This is a genomic window from Lichenihabitans sp. Uapishka_5 (genome assembly GCF_033947565.1).
In the GTDB taxonomy this organism is placed as follows: domain Bacteria; phylum Pseudomonadota; class Alphaproteobacteria; order Rhizobiales; family Beijerinckiaceae; genus Lichenihabitans.
Genome location: NZ_JARPVX010000001.1, coordinates 60,593 through 80,852, shown reverse-complemented (window position 1 = coordinate 80,852; position 20,260 = coordinate 60,593). Strand labels below are relative to the sequence as shown.

11 protein-coding genes and 1 tRNA gene are annotated in these 20,260 nt (G+C 67.1%); 4 read left to right on the top strand and 8 right to left on the bottom strand.

The features are described 5' to 3' along the window. Nucleotides 1-117: 117 nt before the first annotated feature. The 5 genes from leuC to P7D22_RS00320 all read right to left on the bottom strand — a co-directional run bounded on the left by leuC (nucleotide 118) and on the right by P7D22_RS00320 (nucleotide 5,528). On the bottom strand, nucleotides 118-1,530 hold the full coding sequence (gene leuC, locus P7D22_RS00340; protein ID WP_319932202.1) for a 3-isopropylmalate dehydratase large subunit: 1,413 nt from the start codon (nucleotides 1,528-1,530) through the stop codon (nucleotides 118-120). Nucleotides 1,531-1,661: 131 nt separating this feature from the next. Further along, entirely contained in the window at nucleotides 1,662-2,051 is a 390-nt protein-coding gene (gene rplS / locus P7D22_RS00335; protein WP_319932328.1) for a 50S ribosomal protein L19, read from the bottom strand. A gap of 118 nt (nucleotides 2,052-2,169) precedes the next feature. Then, a complete protein-coding gene (locus tag P7D22_RS00330; RefSeq protein WP_319932327.1) occupies nucleotides 2,170-3,045 on the bottom strand; it encodes an RNA polymerase factor sigma-32 in 876 nt (291 codons plus the stop codon). A gap of 109 nt (nucleotides 3,046-3,154) precedes the next feature. Further along, entirely contained in the window at nucleotides 3,155-4,633 is a 1,479-nt protein-coding gene (locus P7D22_RS00325; RefSeq protein WP_319932201.1) for a M48 family metalloprotease, read from the bottom strand. A gap of 100 nt (nucleotides 4,634-4,733) precedes the next feature. Next, the gene (locus tag P7D22_RS00320; protein ID WP_319932200.1) at nucleotides 4,734-5,528 is read right to left on the bottom strand and encodes a thermonuclease family protein; all 795 of its coding nucleotides are present in this window, start codon (nucleotides 5,526-5,528) and stop codon (nucleotides 4,734-4,736) included. 25 nt (nucleotides 5,529-5,553) lie between these two features. Here P7D22_RS00320 and P7D22_RS00315 point away from each other — a divergent pair. The 4 genes from P7D22_RS00315 to P7D22_RS00300 all read left to right on the top strand — a co-directional run bounded on the left by P7D22_RS00315 (nucleotide 5,554) and on the right by P7D22_RS00300 (nucleotide 6,703). Further along, nucleotides 5,554-5,630: transfer RNA gene (locus P7D22_RS00315), tRNA-Arg, on the top strand. Between the two features lie 360 nt (nucleotides 5,631-5,990). Then, the gene (locus P7D22_RS00310; protein WP_319932199.1) at nucleotides 5,991-6,200 is read left to right on the top strand and encodes a cold-shock protein; all 210 of its coding nucleotides are present in this window, start codon (nucleotides 5,991-5,993) and stop codon (nucleotides 6,198-6,200) included. Continuing rightward, complete coding sequence (gene rpsU / locus P7D22_RS00305) at nucleotides 6,201-6,479, top strand: 30S ribosomal protein S21 (RefSeq protein ID WP_319932198.1); 279 nt, start codon at nucleotides 6,201-6,203, stop codon at nucleotides 6,477-6,479. Continuing rightward, nucleotides 6,476-6,703, top strand: a complete 228-nt coding sequence (locus P7D22_RS00300) for a hypothetical protein (protein ID WP_319932197.1) — start codon at nucleotides 6,476-6,478, stop codon at nucleotides 6,701-6,703. The genes rpsU and P7D22_RS00300 overlap by 4 nt, the downstream gene beginning before the upstream one ends. 159 nt (nucleotides 6,704-6,862) lie before the next feature. Here the strand turns inward: P7D22_RS00300 and P7D22_RS00295 are convergent, their stop codons facing one another. Genes P7D22_RS00295 through P7D22_RS00285 form a run of 3 tightly spaced genes read right to left on the bottom strand, consistent with a single transcriptional unit; the run spans nucleotide 6,863 to nucleotide 20,077 of the window. After that, nucleotides 6,863-8,959, bottom strand: coding sequence for a tetratricopeptide repeat-containing sulfotransferase family protein (locus P7D22_RS00295; RefSeq protein WP_319932196.1), 2,097 nt, complete (start codon nucleotides 8,957-8,959; stop codon nucleotides 6,863-6,865). Then, nucleotides 8,956-10,920, bottom strand: coding sequence for an O-linked N-acetylglucosamine transferase, SPINDLY family protein (locus tag P7D22_RS00290; protein ID WP_319932195.1), 1,965 nt, complete (start codon nucleotides 10,918-10,920; stop codon nucleotides 8,956-8,958). Before P7D22_RS00290 ends, P7D22_RS00295 begins: the two co-directional genes overlap by 4 nt. A 25-nt stretch (nucleotides 10,921-10,945) precedes the next feature. Next, nucleotides 10,946-20,077, bottom strand: coding sequence for a beta strand repeat-containing protein (locus tag P7D22_RS00285; RefSeq protein ID WP_319932194.1), 9,132 nt, complete (start codon nucleotides 20,075-20,077; stop codon nucleotides 10,946-10,948). Nucleotides 20,078-20,260 lie beyond the last annotated feature (183 nt).

The window sequence follows — 20,260 nt, the reverse complement described above, 5'->3', positions numbered from 1 at the left end:
GACGGCGCGATGGCCGGACGAAACTCGATCCTGGTCGGACCTTAAACCCGACCAGGACGAGTGGAAGCGTGGTGCCGTGGCGTGAAAGGCCAGCGGGCCGGCCCTTTCAAGGTCGTATTACGCGATCTGGCGGACGTCGACGAAATGACCCGCCAATGCGGCGGCTGCCGCCATGGCGGGCGACACGAGGTGGCTCCGGCCCTTATAGCCCTGCCGGCCCTCGAAATTGCGGTTCGACGTGGTGGCGCAGCGTTCTCCCGGCGACAGCTTGTCGGGATTCATGGCGAGGCACATGGAGCAGCCCGGCTCGCGCCAATCGAAGCCAGCTTCCTTGAAGATGCGATCGAGGCCTTCGGCCTCCGCCTGCAGCTTCACCAGGCCGGAGCCCGGAACGATCATCGCGCTCAGGGTCGAAGCGACCTTCTTGCCCTCGACGATCTTGGCCACTGCACGGAGATCCTCGATACGGCCATTGGTGCAGGAGCCGATGAAGATCCGGTCGAGCCGGATATCCTCGATGCGTTCGCCGCCTTTCAGGCCCATATAGTCGAGCGCCCGGGCGATGGTGTTGCGCTGTTCGTCGGTCGAGCCATCCTCGGCACGCGGAACGGTGCCGCTCACCGCCACGACATCCTGCGGCGAGGTGCCCCAACTGACGATCGGAGGCAGGCGCGCCGCATCGAGCCGCACGACCTTATCGAAATGCGCGCCTTCGTCCGATCCCAGCGTCCGCCAATAGCCAACGGCCTGATCCCAGGTCTCGCCCTTGGGCGAGCGCGGACGATCCTTCAAATAAGCAAAGGTCTTCTCATCGGGCGCCACCATGCCGGCCCGCGCCCCACCTTCGATCGACATGTTGCAGATCGTCATCCGGCCTTCCATCGACAGGGCCCGGATGGCTTCACCGGCATATTCGATCACATGGCCCGTGCCGCCGGCAGTGCCGATCTCGCCGATGATGGCCAGGATGATGTCCTTGGCGGTCACGCCAGGCGGCAGGGTGTTGTCCACCTGCACCAGCATGTTCTTGGCCTTCTTCTGGACCAAGGTCTGAGTCGCCAGCACATGCTCCACCTCGGAGGTGCCGATGCCGTGCGCAAGAGCCCCGAAAGCCCCATGGGTCGAGGTGTGACTGTCGCCGCAAACGATCGTGGTGCCGGGCAGCGTAAAACCCTGCTCAGGTCCGATGATGTGGACGATGCCCTGCCGCTTGTCGAACTGATCGAAATAGGTGAGGCCGAAGTCTCGCGCGTTCTCGGCCAAGGCCTCGACCTGCATGCGGCTTTCGGGATCGGCGATGCCCTCGCGGCGATCGGACGTCGGCACGTTGTGATCGACGACCGCCAGCGTCTTGTCCGGCGCGTGGACCTTTCGCCCGGTGGTGCGCAGCGCTTCGAAGGCTTGCGGGCTGGTCACCTCATGTACGAGGTGACGGTCGATATAAAGAAGGCAGGTCCCGTCCGGCTGCTGGTCGACGATATGGTCGTCCCAGATCTTGTCGTAGAGCGTGCGAGGGGTGCCGGAAACCATGTCCTTCAAGTCCTGAACACGCCGGGACGAAGGGGCATGACGCCCGCGACCGCCCCGGCCGAGACACAAAGCCGGCGACAACCCGAAGGGACCGCCGGCGTCGATTCAGATAGGGGCTGGTAAGACGCTTGTCAGCCCTTGGCCTTGTCAGCCTTCGGCTTGGTGTCGACGCGCTCAGCGATACGGGCCGACTTGCCGCGACGATCGCGGAGGTAATACAGCTTGGCGCGACGCACCTTGCCGCGACGAATAACCTTGATTGAATCGATGTTCGGCGAATAGACCGGGAACACGCGCTCGACGCCTTCACCGTAAGAGATCTTGCGGACCGTGAAGCTTTCCTGGATGCCGCCACCCTTGCGGGAGATGCAAACACCTTCATAGGCCTGAACGCGGGTGCGCTCGCCTTCCTTGACCCGGACGCTCACGACAACCGTGTCGCCGGGCTGAAACTCGGGAATGGCCCGAACCGTGGCAAGGCGCTGAAGCTCTTCGGCTTCAAGAGCAGCAATGATATTCATGGGACGGAAACTCCTGCCGAGCGGTGGTGCATCCACCGCAGCGTTCGGCGCGCTGTTGTGATTTGAGGACGCGCCTATACCGCAGCTTCGGAAGAAAGTCGATGGTTTCCGTCTTGGATCAAGCGATCTGGACGCGATCTTCGGCCATGGCGCTCATCGCCAGCGCCCGCTTCAGCTTTTCCATGGCGCGACTCTCGATCTGACGCACACGTTCTTTGGAAATACCGAGCGTCCCGCCCAGGGCTTCGAGGGTCGCTGCATCCTCACGGAGGCGACGCTCCCGAACGATTCGGAGCTCTCGCTCGGACAAAACCTTCAGGGCTTCGCGCAGCCAAGTGACGCGACGATCGCCATCGATGGCATCGCCGACCGTCTCATCCGGCAGCGGGTTTCCGTCGACCAGAAACTCGACGCGTTCCGTTTGCCCTGAATTTTCGTTGTCGGTGACCGGTGCGTTGAGCGACATGTCCGGTGCCGAAAGGCGCGTATCCATCAGTTCCACATCGGCCGCCGACACCTTAAGGGCCGTGGCGATCGTTTGGAACATCTGCACATTTCCGTTCTGGTTCGACCCGTCTCTCGACAATTTTGCGCGCAGGCGCCTCAGGTTGAAGAACAAGGCTTTCTGGGCGGAACTCGTCCCGCCGCGCACGATCGACCAGTTGCGCAGGATATAGTCTTGGATCGAAGCCCTGATCCACCATGTGGCGTAGGTCGAAAAACGGACCTCCCGCTCGGGCTCGAACCGTGCCGCAGCTTCGAGAAGGCCGACATGCCCTTCCTGGATCAAGTCGGCGATGGGCAAGCCATAATGGCGGAACCGGGCCGCTAATGCGATGACGAGCCGCATATGGGCTCCGGCAAGCTCGTGAAGGGCGACCTCGTTGCGGTCATCTTTCCAGCTGACCGCCAGGGCACGCTCCTCGTCCCGCTCGAGAAACCTGGCCGTCATGGCCGCCCGAACGAACTGCCGCCGTACGCCTGCCAATTGCATCGCGTCTTCTCCCAAGAGTCCAGTAATAGGACGTTTCAAGGGCACGATGGTTGCAGGCGGGCGCAGGAATGTCGGCGAGCCGACCCTTCAAGGGCCGCGCCTTACGCCATCACTCCGTCACAACTTTGTAGCGCTCGCCGACATGAAATCCAGAGGGCGATTCGAGGCCGTTCAGGAGCAGAAAAAATTCGAGGGGCTTGTCGCTCACAGCCATCCGGGCCGCGAGCCCGTCGGGAGTGGCGCCGGCATCGGCGGTTACGACAGCAATGCGGGTTGGTTTAATGGCTTGCGCCTCGTCAGGCGAGATCTTGCGGAAGCTTTCGATCGAGGCGCGGAACTGCACGGCGAGGTCGTCGGTGAGGGACCGTGTGGCGAAGATCATGCGATACACTTCGCTGCCGTAGCGAATCGCCGCGAGCCGGAACGTCCATTCCTGGCCCTTGGCGACCGCCATCACGGCTGGAAACCCGTTGATGACGAGGCTTTCGACGGAAGCGGCCTGAAGCCCGTCGATCCACCCCGATCCGATATAGGATTCGAGCGTGGTTTCGGCCGGAACGTGCACGCGATCGAGCCGCAACGCTTCAGCGCCGCCATCGGCGATCCCGAGCACCGCTTGCGCTGAATTCTCAAGCGCGAAATTGGGGGGCGCCACGAAGGTGAAGCCAAGCTTCGGATGCACAAAGGCGTGACCGCGCACGACGCCTTCCGACGGGTCGTCGCCAAATTCGATGCCGTCGATCGCCGCGAGGTAGCGGTCCCGCCCGACATCGCCGATGCCCGGAGCGGAAAGCTGGCGCGCCACCGCGATGGCCTTGGCGATGCGCTCGGGCGTCGAAGGATGGGTCGAAAGAATGTCCGGCTTTTCGGCGCTGGTGTTTCGCCCGAGCAGCGACTGTCGCAGGTCGACGGAGCGACCTAGCGCTTCGAGGAAGCGTGATGCGCCATAAGGGTCGTACCCGGCCCGCGCGATCACATGAATGCCGATCTCATCGGCCTCATATTCCTGCTGGCGCGAGAAACTCGCGAGCGATAGCTGTGCGTAGGTCTGGAAGTTGCGGGTCTTGTCGCGGTTCTCCAGCACCAGGGCTGCCTTGCTGATGACGTCCGAGCGCTTTTCGAGCTCGGCGCGCTGCAACGCGTGCCGGGCCGTCACATGGGCGATCTCGTGCGCCATCACGGCCGCCACCTCGGAGGTGTCGTTGGCGAGCGCCAGCAGCCCGCGTGTCACGTATAAGCTGCCTGATGGCAGCGCGAAGGCGTTGACGATGGGCGAATCGAGAATGGTGACCTTGTAGGTCAGGCCCGGCACGTCGGACGCCACCGCGAGTTTCGACAGCACCTCGTTGAGGAAGCGCTCCGTCGCGGGCGCCTGATATTCGCCGCCGTAAAGCGCCACCACCTGCTTGTGCTGCCGCACAGCCGCCGATTCGATGCCGGTCGTCTTGGGGGCCGCCAACGGCACCGCCACAGCCTCGGCGCTTGGCGCCGGAGCACCAGTCTCAAGGCTCGAACAGCCGGCCGTGGCGAGCAGAAGCGCCGCGACAAGCGGATGCAGCAGGCGCACCCGCCCTTGGTGTGTCCGCATCGAAGCATGCTGCATCAGCCCGGCCACATATCCTCCCGCTGGCTTGCTGCCTCGATACAGCAACAGCTGCGACATGCTCAATGAAAAGCAATGTGGCGGCTCAGGGTGGATCGAGTCGCAACTGCTGTAGCGAGGTGACGTCGATCTGCCACCCCCACCGATCGTCCAGCAAGCCTCGTACCGCAAGATTGCGCCCCACCCATCCGGAAGGGTCCTGGCCACCCTTTGTCATGCGGCGCACCAGGGGCAGCGCCAAGGCGGCCGCGAAGCCGGTCCCGCCATCGCCGGAAAACCGCAGGTAAAGGCGGGCTCGACCCGCGTGGACGCGCGCCAGCCGCCCTTCGACGATCGCCAGAGCGCCGGCATTGGCCTGCAGGGCGGTGGCATCCTGCGGATCGATCATGTGTCGGGTCGCCCAGAGACCGCGTCCGGTGCGGCGCGCCTCATCCTCGAGGCTGAGGTAGTCCGCCCAGCAAGGATCGATGTCGGCATCCGGTCGCGCCAGCACGAGGCCCGCCTCGAGCAGCGCCTCGGACACGGACACCAGGCCGGGCGACGATCCCCCGGCCTCCGCAAAGGCCAGGGCAGGGGTGCGACCCCAGCGATCCGGTTCACTGCGAAGAACACGAACCAACATCGGTGTCCGAAGCAACCAGCCTCGCAGCAAGGTGCGAGCGTCCGTGACCCGGCCGGGAGCGGCCGCCACTCCAGGCAGGTGAACCACGCGTCCGTCGCGAAGATGCAGGTCGAGCGCTTCGTCCACATCGGCCAGTTGTGCCGCCTCACCACCCGACAAACACCCAGGCGACACGATGCCGGCCGCTGCCCCAGCGCCTCCGATCCACACCCAAAGCAGGCCGCCGCCAGCGATCAACCCCCACTTTGTCAAGCTCACCACCCGTGCTACAGGTCGGACCGATGTCCCGGTAGCTCAGCAGGATAGAGCAACGGTTTCCTAAACCGTAGGTCAGGGGTTCGAATCCCTTCCGGGACGCCAAAGATTTGCGGGGTGGATGTCGCTGCGCGCCCTGCGAGACGCGACGGTCGCCGGTGCTTCGCTGAGGCCCTTCCCTAAAAAGCTGGCTAGCCCTTCGAAGTCCTCTGGTCAGGGCTCACCCGATATGCCAGCATGTGGTATAAATGGTCCGGCAGCCCTTCGGGCTTGCTTTGCAGCTTCATGTCGGTCTTGAAACGCGATCGCGGGTTGACATCGCGCGCGTCAGACCCTCATTTTCCCGCATCGATCTAGGCCGTTTGTTCAAGCCGTTTCTGCCCTCCGGCAATCCAGCTTCTATTCGATCCCGACCGTCGATGGTGCAACACGATCGTCCGCGGTCGAACAGATAGAGGTGCCAGTATGGCCACAGGTACTGTGAAGTGGTTCAATGCCACGAAGGGCTACGGCTTCATCCAGTCCGATGAAGGTGGTTCGGATGTGTTCGTCCATGTCAGCGCCGTCGAGCGCGCCGGCCTCGACTCGCTGCCGGAAGGCCAGAAGGTCAGCTACGAGCTGAAGGCGGATCCCCGCTCGGGCAAGCAGTCGGCAGAGGCTTTGAAGGTCATCTAAATGCAGGTTCTCGTTCGCGACAACAACGTTGATCAGGCTCTCCGGGCGCTCAAGCGCAAGCTGCAGCGCGAAGGCGTCCTGCGCGAGCTGAAGGCTCGCCGGCATTACGAGAAGCCCTCCGAGAAGCGTGCCCGTGAGGCCCAGGAGGCGGTTCGCCGCGCTCGCAAGCTGGCCCGCAAGCAGGCCGAGCGTGAAGGCCTTGTGGCACCCCGCAAGAAGCCCGAGCCGAAGCCGCGTCGTCCCGCTCCCGTTCTAGCCCCGGCTCCGGCCCAGGCGTGAGCGACCAAGGTCCCGAGGAGGCTCCGTCCCGCGCAGAGCTTCGTCGGGCCCGCGCCGAGATGCAGCTTGTCGATGCTGCCAAGGTGCGTGCCGAAATGGCCGCCGCCCGCGTGGCCGAGGACGCGAAGACCGTCCGACTGCGTGCCTTGAGGCTCGCCAAGGAGGCCGAAGACCGTCAAGCCGCCGAGGCCGTGCCCAAGAAGCCGCTACGCAAGCCGCGCTGACGTGGTGACCGGAAAGAGGTGTGCGAAGATGTTCGCCTCTTTCGGCCCGACATCATCACCACGATCGATCAAAACCGGTACGGCTGCGTAACTCGCGCTCGGCCCTCGCCTCGGCCGCAACGCGAAACTCCTGTTCTGGTGGAGGCCAGCCGCCTCGCCTTACGGCGACGCCATGGCCTCACGCAGCGGCGCGAGGTGCTTGGCATAGGCTAGCCAGCGTTGCATCGAGCGGCGATTTAGTCCTTCACGGACTTGGCCGAAGCTTGCCGTGAAAACCGGTCGCTGCGCCTCTGGAAAATCCAGGCAGGCCGCGTCCCAAGACAAGCAGCAGTGATCGATCATGCGCCTCGCCGTGGTCTCGAAATCTTCGACCAGCTGCTCGTAATCGATCTCCAGCATCGCTCCGGCCGGCAGCGCCTCGCGCCAATGCGCCATCGTGGCCGCATAGGCGCGATAATAACGTCCGAGCTCCGCCAGATCGAAGCTGAACGGCTGATGCCCGGTGAAGCGCGTGGCAAAGCAGGACAGGCAGGTGTCGAGGGGGTGCCGGCGCGTGTGGATCACGACGGCGTCGGGTAGCATGGAGCGGATCAGACCGACCATGCGGAAATTGTCGGGGAGCTTGTTGGTGACGGCCCCGGCCGATGGTGCCAGGGCGGCAAGCGCAGCGCGGTAGGCTTCGCCGGCTCGGCGCAACACGTCGCAGCCGTCTCCCGCCACGAAGAGGCCTGTCGAAGCCATCTGCAAACCCATCGGGCCCTGATCGCGCAGAACCCTGGTCAGCAGATCGGTTTCGCCCGCTGCGGCAACGTCGGGGTGACCGGCCAGCACCTGTTCGACCAGCGTGCTGCCGGACCGCGGCATGCCGAGAATGAAGATCGCCCGCGGTCCGCTTGGCATGGTCGACGCGGGTTCCGCAGGCGGAAACACCCCATGCCGCAAAGCTGCGAGATTGGCCAGCGTGGCGGCTTCGTCATACGGCGTCCTCCCCCGCTGCAGGCGATTACCGGCTGCGAGGTGCCCGAACGCCGCGTCATGCTGCCCGACGTCGCTCAGGGCCTTGCCGAGCCCGAAATGCAGGTCGATCCTGTCGCGGATCGGCAGCGACGCCGTCGCGGCGAGCGCCTGCATGGGAGCCAGAAGGGGATCGTCAGGCCGGAAACGTCGACATTGGGTCAGACTGTAGAAGGCCCGCGTGTGTCGCGGCGCACGCGCTAGGGCGCGCTCGATCGCGGTACAGCCCGCCTGGACTTGGCCGCGCTCGACCAGCAACAAGCCGCGATCGACCAGCGACTCGACATGGTCGGGCCCCGCCGCCGCAAAGGCTTCGAGCGCTTCTGTATAGCGGCCGAGCTGCTTCAGGATCGTGCCGCGCGTGGCCGCGATCGAAGGCTCGTCAAGGCTGAGGCGCTGCGCTGCGTCACAAGCCTCGAGAGCCTCATCGAGGCGACCGAGGTCGATCAGCGTCGTGGCGCGGTTGTGCTGGGCCGGCGCGAAACCAGGGTTCGCCGCGACAGCGGCCTCGTGGGCCGCCAGGCTGTCCGCGATGCGGCCGAGCTGACGCAGCGCGCTGCCCCGATTCGTGTGGGCCGCCGCGTAGTCAGGTGCCAGCGCCAGGGCGCGGTCGAAGCTTTCCACGGCCGCGCCGGAGCGCTGCAACGCCCGTAACGCGTTGCCTCGATTGTTGTGGCTTTCCGGTCTGTTGGGTGCGCAGACTATTGCGACGTCGTAGCTCGCAAGGGCCTCCGCGTCGCGGCCCAGGGCCGACAAGGCGTTGCCGCGGTTGTTGTAGGCCTCGACGAAGCCTGCGTCGTGCGTGAGGGCGCTGTCGAACGCCGCAAGAGCCTCGACGGGGCGACCGAGCGCCTGCAGCGCGGTACCGCGATCGACATGCAACTCCGCCGATGCGGGACGGGCCGCGAGCGCGGCGTCGAACGCCGTGAGGGCCTCCTGGTTTCGGCCGAGCCGAGCCGAGGCGATCCCCTGCAGCCGCCAAGCGGCTGGATCGGCCGGGCGAAGCTTGAGAGCGGTGGCGAGGAACGGTAGTGCCGCCTCGATGCGGCCCCGTTCGACCATCGACAGCGCCAACAGATAGGCAGCGTCGAAATGGGCCGGTTCGCGTTGCAGCAGGTCGGTATAAAGCCGCTCGGCTTCTTGCCGGTTGCCGGCGCGATGCTGGTCGAGCGCCCGCCGCAGGCTCTTATCGGCCTGCGTGCCTGGCGAGAGCCGCTTGCCGCGGTCGGAAGGCGACCTCATGCGGCGGGCAGCCGCCCGTCCGGTTCGAGCGGGAAGGCGGCGTCCCAGCGCGCGCGCTTGTCGTGGTAGAGCGCCGCATAAGCGGCGTCATCGAGCCCGTAGGAAGCCTCGATCGCGGTCTCGAGGCCCATCTCGTGATAGGCGTCGAGGTTGCGCAGGTCCGGCACCGGCAGGGTGCCGGCCTCATGGCGCTCCCACATGGTCCGATAGGCCGCTTCGAGCTCGGCCACCAGCCGGGGCGTGTCGAACAGCAGGCACGTGTCGCGCCCGTCCCGCAATCGGCGTTTCAACGCCACAAGGGCCGCACGGTCCTGCCCGAGCGCGACGGCCTTTGCCACATAGGCCTCCGCATCGTCGCAAACGAGTTCCGGCAGGCCGGCCGCCGTGATCAGGCTGGCACAAACTCGCGACGCAAAACTCCGTCCCGGCACGGTCAGCAAGGGCACGCCCATCCACAGCGCATCCGAGGCCGTGGTGTGGGCGCCATAAGGCGCATTGTCGAGGAACAGGTCGGCCAGCGCGTAGCGGGCGACATGCTGCGGATTGGCGGCTTTGCCGGCGAAGATCAGCCGCTCGGGCGCGACGCCGGCGGTGGCGGCGCGCTCGCGCAGGCGTGCCTGGGTGTCGGACGTGCCGCCCAGCAGCCAGAGGACGCCGGCCGGCACGCCGGCCAGAATACGCATCCAGAGCCCGAACGTGGCTTCGGTCAGCTTCTGCAGGCCGTTCAAGCAGCAGAATACCACCGCATCGGCCGGCAGGTTTTCCGCGGCTCGGCTCGGCGGCTCGGCCGCAACGCTCCGCTTGCGGTCGTTCGGCTGGTAGCAGGGCAGGCGCACCACGGTTTCGGAAAAATAGCGCTCGTGACCGGGCGGGATCGTGATGGCGTCGGCCAGGATGAAGTGATGGTAGGGGCTGCCCATCGTCGAGGGAAAGCCGAACCAGTTCACCGCGATGGGGGCAGGGCGGCGGGCGAAGACCGCCGTGCGCGCATCCTTGGTGTAGCCGTTGAGGTCAATCAGGATGTCGATGCCATCGGCCCGGATGGCGGCCGCGGCCTGGTCGTCGCTCATCCCCGAAATGTCGGTCCATTGGTCGGCCGCGGCCTTGCCGCGCGCCTTGACGGCATCGTCCCGGGGGATGCCGCAATAATAAATATGCACTGAAACCCGGGCCCTGTCGTGCAGCTCGAAGATCTCCGCCATGCAGAACCCCACCGCATGTTCGCGCAGATCGGACGACACATAGCCGATCTTCAGGCGCTCCGGACCGACCAGGGCGGGCCGCGGCGCCATCGGGCTGACGCGTCCAACCAGCCCCTTGTTGTAGCGCCACGCATTGGCGAGCCCGAACAACGGATCGTCCCCGAGCGTCGCGGCCGACAAGGGCGAGATGCCGGCCATCAGGTCGGCGCGGGTGACGCGGTTCAACGGCGCCAGCACCGGCCACTTGCATTGGCGCATCCGCAACGCGATCCAGTGCTGGATCACCTTGTCGTCGGACGCGAGTTCGAGCCGCTGGCGCAATGCGTCCTCGGCCGCGACATCCTGATCGAGGCCTTCGAGCACGCGCCCGCTGTTCTCGAGCGCCATGATCCTGTGGCCGAGGTTGTCGGCGTTCACCTCAGCGAGGTCGGTCGCGACGCCGAGCCAGCTCTTGATCGCGCCGCCGACCTGTCCGGCCTTCTCCAGGCACATGCCGAGGCTGAGCCGCGCCTGCGGGAAGTCCGGCTTCAGCCGCGCCGCTTCGCGCAGCGCCAGAATGGCGCCGGCCGTGTCGCCCGCTTCGTTCAACACCGTGCCGTAGTTGAAGAACACCGCGTAAAGCAGCGGATCGTCTTCGTGCGAGGCGATCCAGCCCTTGTAGAGGGCGGCGACGTCATCGGCCGTGCCCTGGCGCTTGGTGGCCTCGGCGAGGCCGAACAGGTCACCCACGCTGAGCTTCTGGAGAGCGGCGAAATCCATGGCGTCGTTCCGAACCGGGCTGGCCTCAGGAGGCGGCATCGTTGAGGGCGCTGCGCTGGGCGTCCGAGAGCGCGGCACGTTGCGTGGTGGTCAAGGCGGCGGCCTGGACACCGTTGAACATCGACAGTTCCGTTGTTGTCAGTCCGGCCAGCATCGTCGTAGTCAACTGCGACACCGTCGTGGTGGTCACGCCGCTGAACTGCGCGCCCGTGAGTTCCGCCAGCGTGCTGCCGGACAGGCCGCTGAGTTGCGCCGCCGACAGCCCGCCGATCTGCGTTGCCGAAAGGGCGCCGAACAAGGTGGTGCTCAATCCCCCGAGTTCCATCGTGGTCAGGTTGACCATCTGGCTCGTGCCGAGCGAGGCGATCTGCGTGGTCGACATGGCATTCAGCTGGTCGGACGACAGGGCACGCAACTGATCGCGGGCGAGGCCGGTCATCTGGGTCGTGGTCAGGGCCGCGATTTGCGTGGTGCTGAGGGCCACCACCTCGCCGCTTGTCAGGCTCATCAGTTGCGAGCTCATCAGGCCGCCGAATTGCGTCGACGTCAGGCCCGTGATCTCGGAGGCGGTCAAGCCCGCGATGCCGAGAGTCGAAAGGCCGCTGATCTGTGTCGGCGTCAGGGCCGCGAACTGGGTGGTGGTCATCGCGGCCAGCTCGGTTGCGGTCAGCCCACCCATCTCTGACACCGACAACAGCCCGATCTGGGTGGTGTTCAGGCTGGCGAATTGCGTCGCCGTCAGCGCCGCGATGGCCGTCGTCGACAAACTGCTGAATTGCGTGGCGCTGAGGTTGCCGATCTGGGTGGTGGTCAGGGCTGAAACGAGCGTGCTGGTCAACCCGGGTATCTGGCTGGACGTCAGGGCGGCCACCTGGGTGGAGGTCATGTCGTTGAACTGCGTGGCCGTCAGGCCCGCGATTGCGGTCGAGGTCAGGCCGCCGATCTGGTTGGCGCTCAGGGCCGCGATGTCGTCGTCCGACAAGGAGGCTACCGCGGTCGAGGTGAAGCCGCTCATCTCGGTCGTGGTCAACAGGCCGAGCTGCGTTGTTGTCAGAGCCTCGAATTGCGTCGCACTGAGAGCGCCAATCTGCGTGGCCGTGAAGCCTTGCAGCTGGGTGGTCGTCAGGGCGCCGATCTCGGCCAGGCTCAGGCCCGTCAAGGTCGTAGTGGTCATCCCGGCCAGCTGCGTCGTCGTCAGAGCGCCGAACTGGGACGGCGTCAGGCCGGCGAGCTGGGTCGGGGTCAGGCCGCTGAGGCCGGTTCCCGCCAGGGCGCCGATCTGGGTCTGGTTCATGGCCGCGAGCTGCGTCCCCGTCATGGCCGCCAACTGGGTCGCGGTCAGGCCGGCCACCTCGGTGGCGGTCAGCAGGCTGACCAGGGTGGTGGTGAGGCTGCCGATCTGGGTGGCGGTCAGGGCCGCAAAGCCGGTGGCCGACAGACTGGTGAACTGGGTCGAGGTCAGGGCCGCCAGTTCGGTGACGGTCAGCCCGCTCAAGGCCGTGGTCGACAGGGCCGCCATCTGGGTGGCCGTGATGGCGCCGAGCTGTGTGGCGGTGAGGATGCCGATCTCGGTCGAGGTCATGCCGCCGATCGCGGTCGTCCCGAGGGCGCGAATCGTCGTTGTCGTCAGGGCCGCCACCTGATCGGCCGTCAGATCCGCCACCTGGGTCATGGTCAGGCCCGCAGCCTGGCTGCCGGTCAGGGCCGCGATCCCGCTCGTCGTGAAGCTGTCGAGCTGGACGGTCGACAGGGCGCCGATCTGCGTCGCGCTGAAGGCGGCGAGCTGGGTCGTGGTCAGGTCGACGATCTGGGTCGTCGACAGGCCGGCGACCGCCCCTGTCGACAGTGCCGACAGTTGGGTGCGGGTCAGGGCGTCGAATTGCGTATCCGTCAGGGCCGCAGCCTGCGTCTGGGTCAGCCCCGCGATGCCGCTCGTCGTGAAGCCGGACAATTGCGCGGTGGTCAGGCCGGACACCACGGCTCCCGAGAAGGCCCCGACCTGGGTCGGCGTCAGGCCGCGGATCTGCAGTGTCGTCAGGCCCGTCGCCTCGGTGGTGGTCATCGCCGCGATTGCGGTGGTGGACAGCCCGGAAATCTGGGTCGACGACAGGGCGGCAAACTGGGTGGCGGCCAGCCCGACGATCTGCAGGTCGGACAAGCCCGACATCTGCGTCGCCGTAAGGGCCTGCACCTGCGTGGTGGTGAGCGCCGCCAGCTCCGTCGTCGTGAAGCCGCCGATGGCCGCCGTGGTCAGCGCGGCGATCTGGGTCACGGCCAAGGCCGCGATCTGCGCAGTGCTCAAGGCCGCCGCCTGGGTGGTGATGAGGCCGCCCAGCTCCGCCGCGTTCATGGCGGCGATCTGGGTCGCCGTGAAGGCCGCGATCGCCGTGGTGTCGAGCGCCCCCACGAGCGTCGCGGTCAGGCCGCGCACCTGCGTGGTGCTGAGGGCTGCGATCGCCGTGATGGTCAGCCCGTCAATCGCCGTGGGCGCGATGGCGCCGATCTGCGTCGCCGACAAGGCCGCGAGCTGCGCCGTGCTGAGCGCCGTCAACTGCGTGTCGGCCAAGGCTGCGATCTGCGTCGCCGCCAGGGCGGACACCTGGGTGGTGGTCAGGACCGCAATATCGGCGGCCGACAGACCTTCGAGTCCGGTGGACGACAGGCCCGCCATCTGGGTGCCGGTCAGGCGGGCCATCTGGGTCGTCGTGAAGGCCGCCACCTGGGTGTCCACCAGCGCTGCCAGCTGGGTGGCCCGCAAGGCGCCAAGCTGGGTGGCGTTCAAGGTTGCAAGCTCGGTCACGGTCAGCCCGCCCATGGCGGCGCTCGACAGGGCCGCCACCTGGGTGGTGCTCAGGGCCGCCAGCTGCGTCACCGTCAGGGCCGCGGCCTGGGTCTGGTTGAGCCCCGCTGCGGCGGTGCGGCTCAAGGCTTGCAATTGCGTGGCGGTCAGCGATGCCACCTGGGTGTCGGCGAGAGCGCCGATCTCCGTGGTGGTCAGGTTGCCGATCTGGGTTGCGGTCAGGGCCGCCATTTCGGCCGCCGTCAACCCGCTCAAGCCCGTGATCGAAAGGGCTGCGACCTGGGAATCGGCCAGCCCCGCCACCTGAGCGGTTGTCAGGGCGGCGATCTGGGTGTCGGTCAAGGCCGCGATCTGGGCCGTAACGAGAGCGGCGATCTGCACGAGGGTGAGACCCGCAAGTTCGGTCGAGGTAAGGCCCGTCATGCCGGTGGCCGACAGGTGCGCGATCTGCGTGGTTGTGAGGCTCGCCATCTGGGTGGTGTTCAACTGCGCCACCGCGGTCGCGGTGAGGCCGGCGATGCCCGCCGTGCTGAGAGCCGCGAGCTGAAAGGCCGTCAGCGCCGCCAATTGCGTGCCGGCCAGGGCCGCCGCCTCGCTGAGCGTGAAGGCCGAAACCTGGGTGGTGCTCAAGGCGGTGATCTGCGCGACCGTCAGGCCGCTCAGCCCGGTGACCGACAAGGCGGCCACCTGTTGGGTCGACAATTGCGCCAGCTGTGCTGCCGTCAGGCTGCCGATCTGCGTGTCCGTGAAGGCACCGATCTGGGCCGTGGTGAGCGCCGCCACCTGGCTCGTCGTCAGCGCCGTCATCTCGGAGGTGGTCAAGCCCGTCAGCCCTGTGGTCGACAAGGCCGTGGCCTGTCGGGTGGTCAGCGCCGCGAGCTGCAGCGTCGTCAACTGGCTGAGCTCGGTGGCGGTCAACGCCCCCGTGGCCGTGGTGCTGAGCGCCGACAGCTGGGTGGTGCTCAGGGCCGCGAGTTGGGTCTGGCTCAGCACGGCCGCTTCGGAGGCCGTCAAGGCGCCGATCTGGGTGGTGGTGAGCGCCGCCACCTCGGTGGCGGTGAGCCCCGTGACGCCGGTGGTCGACAAGGCGGCGATCTGGCCGGTCGACAAGGAACCGATCTGGCCGGTCGTCAACGCCGCCACCTGGGTGTCCACCAGGGCGCCGACCTGAGTCGCGGTCAAGACCGCGACCTGCGTGGTGGCGAGGGCCGCCAGTTGGGCGCTCGTCAAACCACCGATGCCGGTTGCCGACAAGGCCGCCACCTGGGTGCCGAGCAGCCCGACCAGCTGGCTCGTGCCGAGCGCCGCCACCTGGGTGGCCAACAGCGCCGCCAGCTGGGTGGTGCGCAGGGCCGCCAATTGCGCCGCGCTCAACTGGGCGATGTCGGTCGAAGTCAGTCCGGTCAGGCCGGCCGTCGACAAGGCCGCCATCTCGGTGGTGGTCAGGGCAGCCAATTGCGCCGTCGACAACGCCGCCACCTGGGTCTGGCTCAGGCCCACCACAGCCGTCTGGGTCAGGAAGGGGATCTGGCTTGTCGACAGCGCCTGAATCTGCGTGTCGGCGAAGCCGCCGAGCTCCGTCGCGGTCAGTTGCGCGATCTGCGTGGTGGTGAGCGCCGCAATGCTGGTGGACGCGAAGCCGCCGACGCCCGTGACCGACAGGGCGGCGAATTGCGCCGCAGTCAGCGAACCCACCTGTGTGCCCGTCAACGACGCCACTTGCGTGGCATTGAGGGCGCCGACCTGGGTGGTCGTCAAGGCGCTCAGCTGTGTCAGGCTGAGGCCCGACACCTGGGTGGCAGTCAGGCCGGTGATGCCCGCGGCCGAAAGCCGGGCCACCTGGGTGGTGGCCAGGGCCGCCAGCTGGGCGGTCGTCAGGTCGGACACGAGGTTGGCCGTCAATCCGGAAATGCCGGAGGTCGAGAACGCCGCCACCTGGGTGGCGCTCATCGCTTCGATCTGTGTGTCGGCCAGAGCGGCCGCCTCCGTGGTGGTCAGCGCCGTCACCTGGGTCGTGGTCAAGGCCGCCACCTGCGTGGTGGCAAGCCCGCTCACACCGGTGGTCGAGAGCGCCCCGACCTGCTGGGCCGAAAGCTGCCCGATCTGGGTCAGGCTCAGGCTGGCCACCTGGGTATCGACCAGCGCCTTCACCTGCGTCGTCGTCATGGCGGCGATCTGAACCGCCGTCAGGCTGCCGACCTCATCGCCGGTGAGCGACGCCATGGCGGTCGTCGACAGCGCCGCGATCTGCCAGGTCGTCAGCGCGTTCAATTGCGCGGTCGAAAGCGCCGCCATGGCGGTGGTGGCAAATCCGCTGACCGCGCGCGTGCTCAAGGCCGCGGCCTGGCCAGCCGTCATTGCCGCGATCTGGGTGGCCGACAAGGTGGCGCCGTCGGTGGTGGTCAGGGCCGCCAATTGGGTGCTGCCAAGCGCCGCCACCTGCGTCACGGTCAGACCGCTGAAGCCGGTGGTCGAGAGCGCCGCGACTTGCGTGGTTGCCAGCTGGGCGATCTGGGTCGTGGTCAAGGCCGCGACCTGCGTGTCCACCAGCGCCCTCACCTGGGTCGCGCTCAAGGCCGCGAGCTGCGTCTGGGCCAGCGCCGCGAGGTCGGTGCTGGTCAGCCCCGCGAGCCCGGTCGTCGACAGGGCGCCGATCTGGCTTTGGTAGAAGGCCGCCAGTTGGGTGGTGCCGAGGGCGTTGACCTGCGTGCTCGCCAGGGCCGCCACCTGGGTGGTTCGCAGCGCGTCGAGCTGCGCCGTCGACAAGGCTGCGAGCTCCGTCGAGGTCAGGCCCTGCACGGCGGTCGCGGTCAGGGCGGTGATCTGAGTGGCGGCGATCGCCGACACCTGCTGCGTAGAAAACGCCGCCACCTGGGTCGCAGTGAGGCCAGACAAGGCCGAGCGGGTCATGGCGGTGATCTGTGTCGCGCTCAGCGCCGCGATCTGGGTGACCGCCATCGCGGTCACTTCGGTCGACGTGAGGGCAGCGATCTGGGCGGCGCCGAGCTGCGTTACGGCGATGGTGGTCAGGCCCGTGATGCCGGCGGTCGACAGCGCCGCCACCTGCTGGGTGGTCAGCGCGCCGAGCTGCGCACCCGTCAGCGCTGCAACCTGGGTGGCCGACAGGGCCGCCACCTGGGAGGTCACCAGGGCGTTTAGCTGCGTCGCTGTCAGGGCCGCTACTTGCGACGACGCGAGCCCGCCAAGGGCGCTCGACGTCAGCTTGGCCATCTGTGCGGTCTGGAGGGCGGCGAGTTGCGCGAGGCTCAGGTCGGCCACCAGCGATGCCGTCAGGCCGCTGATCCCCGATGTGCTCAGGGCCGCCACCTGGGTGGCCGTGAGCGCCACGATCTGGCTGTCGGCCAGGGACGCGGTTTCGGTGGAGGTCAGGGCATTGATCTGGGTTGTCGCCAAAGCGCCGAGCTGACCCGTGTCGAGGCCGCCGATGCCGGTGGTCGACAAGGCCGCGACCTGCACCCGCGACAAGGCCTGCAGTTGCGCCGCCGACAGCTCCGACACCTGCGTGTCGACAAGGGTTCTGACCTGCGTGGTCGTGAGGGCAGCGATCTGCGTGGGCGTCAGCGCCGCCATCTCGTCCGACGTGAGGGACCCGACCGCCGTGGTGTTGAGAGACGCGACCTGCTGGGTCGTCAGGCCCTGAAGTTGCGTGGTGTTGAAGGCCGTCACGGCCGTGGTGGCGAAGCCGCTGACGCCGGTGGTGCCGATCCAGGAGATCTGGGTGGCCGACAGGCCGGCGATCTGCGTGCCGGTCAAGCCTGAAGCGCCGGCGGCCGAAAGCGCCGCCACCTGCGTGCTGGTCAGCGCGTCCAGCACCGTTGCGGTCAAGCCGCTCGCCCCGGTGGTGGACAGACCGTTCATCTGCGTCACCGTCAGGCTTTGCGCCTGGGCGGTGCTGAGGGCCGCCACCTGGGTGTCGGTCAGGCCGCTGCTTCCTGTTCGGGTCAGCGCCCGCAGCTGCCTCGTGCTCAGCGTGGCGATCTGGCTCGACGTCAGGGCGGAGGTTTCCGTGCTGGTCAGCGCCGCCATCTGGGTGGGGGTCAGCACCGCCACCTGATCGAGTCCGAGCTCGCCGATCCCGGTGGTGCTCAGGGCCGCCACCTGGGTGGCCGTCAGGGTGGCGACGTTCGTGGTGGAAAGATTGCCGAGCGCTGTCGCGCTCAAAGAGGCGATCTGGCTGGTCGACAAAGACGTGGCCGTGAGGGCGTTGAGGGTCGCCGCGCTCATGTCGGTCAATTGCGTGGACGTCAGGCCATACACTTGCGCCGCGGTCAGGGCGTTCAGCTGGACCGTGCTCAATCCCGCCAGGGCCGTGTCGCTCAGCCCCGCCACCTGGGTGCTGGTCATGCCGCCCAGCTGAGTGGTCGTGAAGGCCTGGAGATGGCTCGTGTCGAAACCGTTCAGCACCGTGGTGGAGACGGCGGCGATCTGCGTCGCCGTCAGGCTTGCGAGCTGCGTCGCCGTCATGGCTTGCAGCGTATCGATCGCCAGCCCGGATATCTGCGTGGTTGCGATGCGGGATGCCGTGAGGGCCTGCAACCCCGTCGTGGCGAGATCCGCGATCTGCGTGGTGTTGAGGCCGGCGATCTGGGTCGACGTCAGCACGGCGAGCTGCGTCGTCGTCACCTCGGCCAGCACCGTGTCGGTAAGCCCGGCCAGTTGCGTCGCTTGAAGGCCGCCCACCTGGGTGATGGTCAAGGCCTGGATGGTCGCCGCATCGAGCGCACTCAAGGTGGTGGTCGTCAAGGCGCCCACCAGCGTCGAATTCAGGGCGCCGAACTGCGTCGCCGACAAGGTGATCAGCGTGATGCTGCCGAGCGACGCCATCTGGGTGGTCGAGAAGGTGGCCCCGTTGATGGCCGCCAAGGCGGTGCCGCTCAGGTTGGTCAGCTGGGTCGTGGTCAGGCCCTGCACCTGCGCGCTGGTCAGGGTGGCCATGACGGATGTGGTCAGGGCCGCCAGCGCAGGGTCGGACAGGTTCGCCATCTGCCGAGGCGTCAGGCCGGCCGCCTGAAGGGTGGTCAAACCGGCCGTTTCGGGGGCCGTCAGGGCGTTGAGCGTCGTTGTGCTGAGGGCGCCGATCTGGCTCGCGGCCATGCCGGCGACCTGACCGGCCGAAAGGTTGCCGATCGCAGTCGCGCTCAGAGCCCCCATCTGAGCGGTGCTGAAGTCGCTCACCGCGAGGGCCTGAATCATGCTGGTCGCAAGATCGGTCAGCTGGCTGGCGGTGAGACCTTGCTGCTGGACCGTGCTCAGGGCCGCGAGCTGCGTGGTCGTAAAGGAGCCCAGTGTCGCATCGGTCAAGCCCGCCAGCTGCGTCGGTGTGAGGCCGGCCGCCTGGGTGGTCGTGAGCCCCTGGAGGGCAGCGGTGGCGAGGCTGTTCAGGTTCGTGGTCGACAGCGACCGCACCTGGATGGCCGACAAGGCCGCGACCTGGCTGGCCGCAAGGTTGTTGAAAGCCGTGGTGCTCAATTGCGCCACCTGGGCCATCGTCAGCAGGGTGACGTCGAGCCCCTGAACCTGAACGCTCGACAGGCTGGTGATCTGTGCGGCCGTGAGCGCCTGCAGCTGGCGGGTCGACAGCGCCGCGATCTCGGTCGCGGTGAGCGCGTCGAGCGCCGTGGTGGTGAGCTGCCCGACCTGGGTGGCGGTCAGCCCCGCCTGTTGGGTGGCCGTCAATGCGGCGATCTCGGTCGCGCTCAGGGCATTCAGGCCGTTGGCCGACAGGGCCGAAAGCTGCGTCGCCGACAGCGCCCCGACCTGGGTGGCCGACATGGACTGGATTTCGGTGGCGTTCAGGCCCGACATCTGCGTGGCCACCAGATCGGTCACGTCGAGCGCCAGCATCTGGTTGACCAGCAAACTGTTCAACTGGGCGGTCACGAAGCTGCCGACCTGCGTCGATGTCAGGCCGCCGATCTGGGTTGCGCTCAGCCGCGTCACGCTGGTTGTGGCGAGGCTGGTGATCTGCGTCCGAAGCAACGCGTTCAACTGCGTCAGGCTGAGGGACTGCACCTCGCCGGTGTCGAGCGCATTCAGCTCCTGGCCGGTCAGACCTGCCATCTGCCGGGTCGTGAAGGCCGCGAGATCGTCATCGGCCAGCACGGTGAAGCTCGACAGCGACAACCCCGCGAGGGCATTCGGCGTGATGGCCGCCACCTGGGTGGCCGACAAGGCCTGCAGATTTTCCGAGCTGAACGCGTTCAACTCCGTCGCGGTGAGGCTCGCGACCTCGGTGGTTTCGAAGCTCTCGACGTCGGTGGTCGTGAAGTCCTGGATCGTTGTGGTGGCCAGCCGGGCAATCTGAGCCGGCGTCATCGAGGCAAGGATGGACGTCACGGTCGGATCACGCCTGCGCTTGGTTCTTCATGCCGGGTCTCGCCCCACCCTGTTCGCCCTAATGTGGGACAATCTTCCACGTTCTCACACCCTGCGAATCGCCATCCGATGAGGTTGCGATTGCATGAGTCTGGCTGGCCGGCCTTGCGGGAAGCTGGCGTGAAGCGAGGCCGGTGGTCCGCG

Excerpts from the sequence above, each read along its gene's own strand:
- P7D22_RS00310 (WP_319932199.1), top strand. The coding sequence starts at position 5,991 with ATGGCCACAGGTACTGTGAAGTGGTTCAATGCCACGAAGGGCTACGGC.
- P7D22_RS00290 (WP_319932195.1), bottom strand. The coding sequence starts at position 10,920 with ATGGATTTCGCCGCTCTCCAGAAGCTCAGCGTGGGTGACCTGTTCGGC.
- rpsU (WP_319932198.1), top strand. The coding sequence starts at position 6,201 with ATGCAGGTTCTCGTTCGCGACAACAACGTTGATCAGGCTCTCCGGGCG.
- P7D22_RS00330 (WP_319932327.1), bottom strand. The coding sequence starts at position 3,045 with ATGCAATTGGCAGGCGTACGGCGGCAGTTCGTTCGGGCGGCCATGACG.
- P7D22_RS00295 (WP_319932196.1), bottom strand. The coding sequence starts at position 8,959 with ATGAGGTCGCCTTCCGACCGCGGCAAGCGGCTCTCGCCAGGCACGCAG.
- P7D22_RS00325 (WP_319932201.1), bottom strand. The coding sequence starts at position 4,633 with ATGCGGACACACCAAGGGCGGGTGCGCCTGCTGCATCCGCTTGTCGCG.
- rplS (WP_319932328.1), bottom strand. The coding sequence starts at position 2,051 with ATGAATATCATTGCTGCTCTTGAAGCCGAAGAGCTTCAGCGCCTTGCC.
- leuC (WP_319932202.1), bottom strand. The coding sequence starts at position 1,530 with ATGGTTTCCGGCACCCCTCGCACGCTCTACGACAAGATCTGGGACGAC.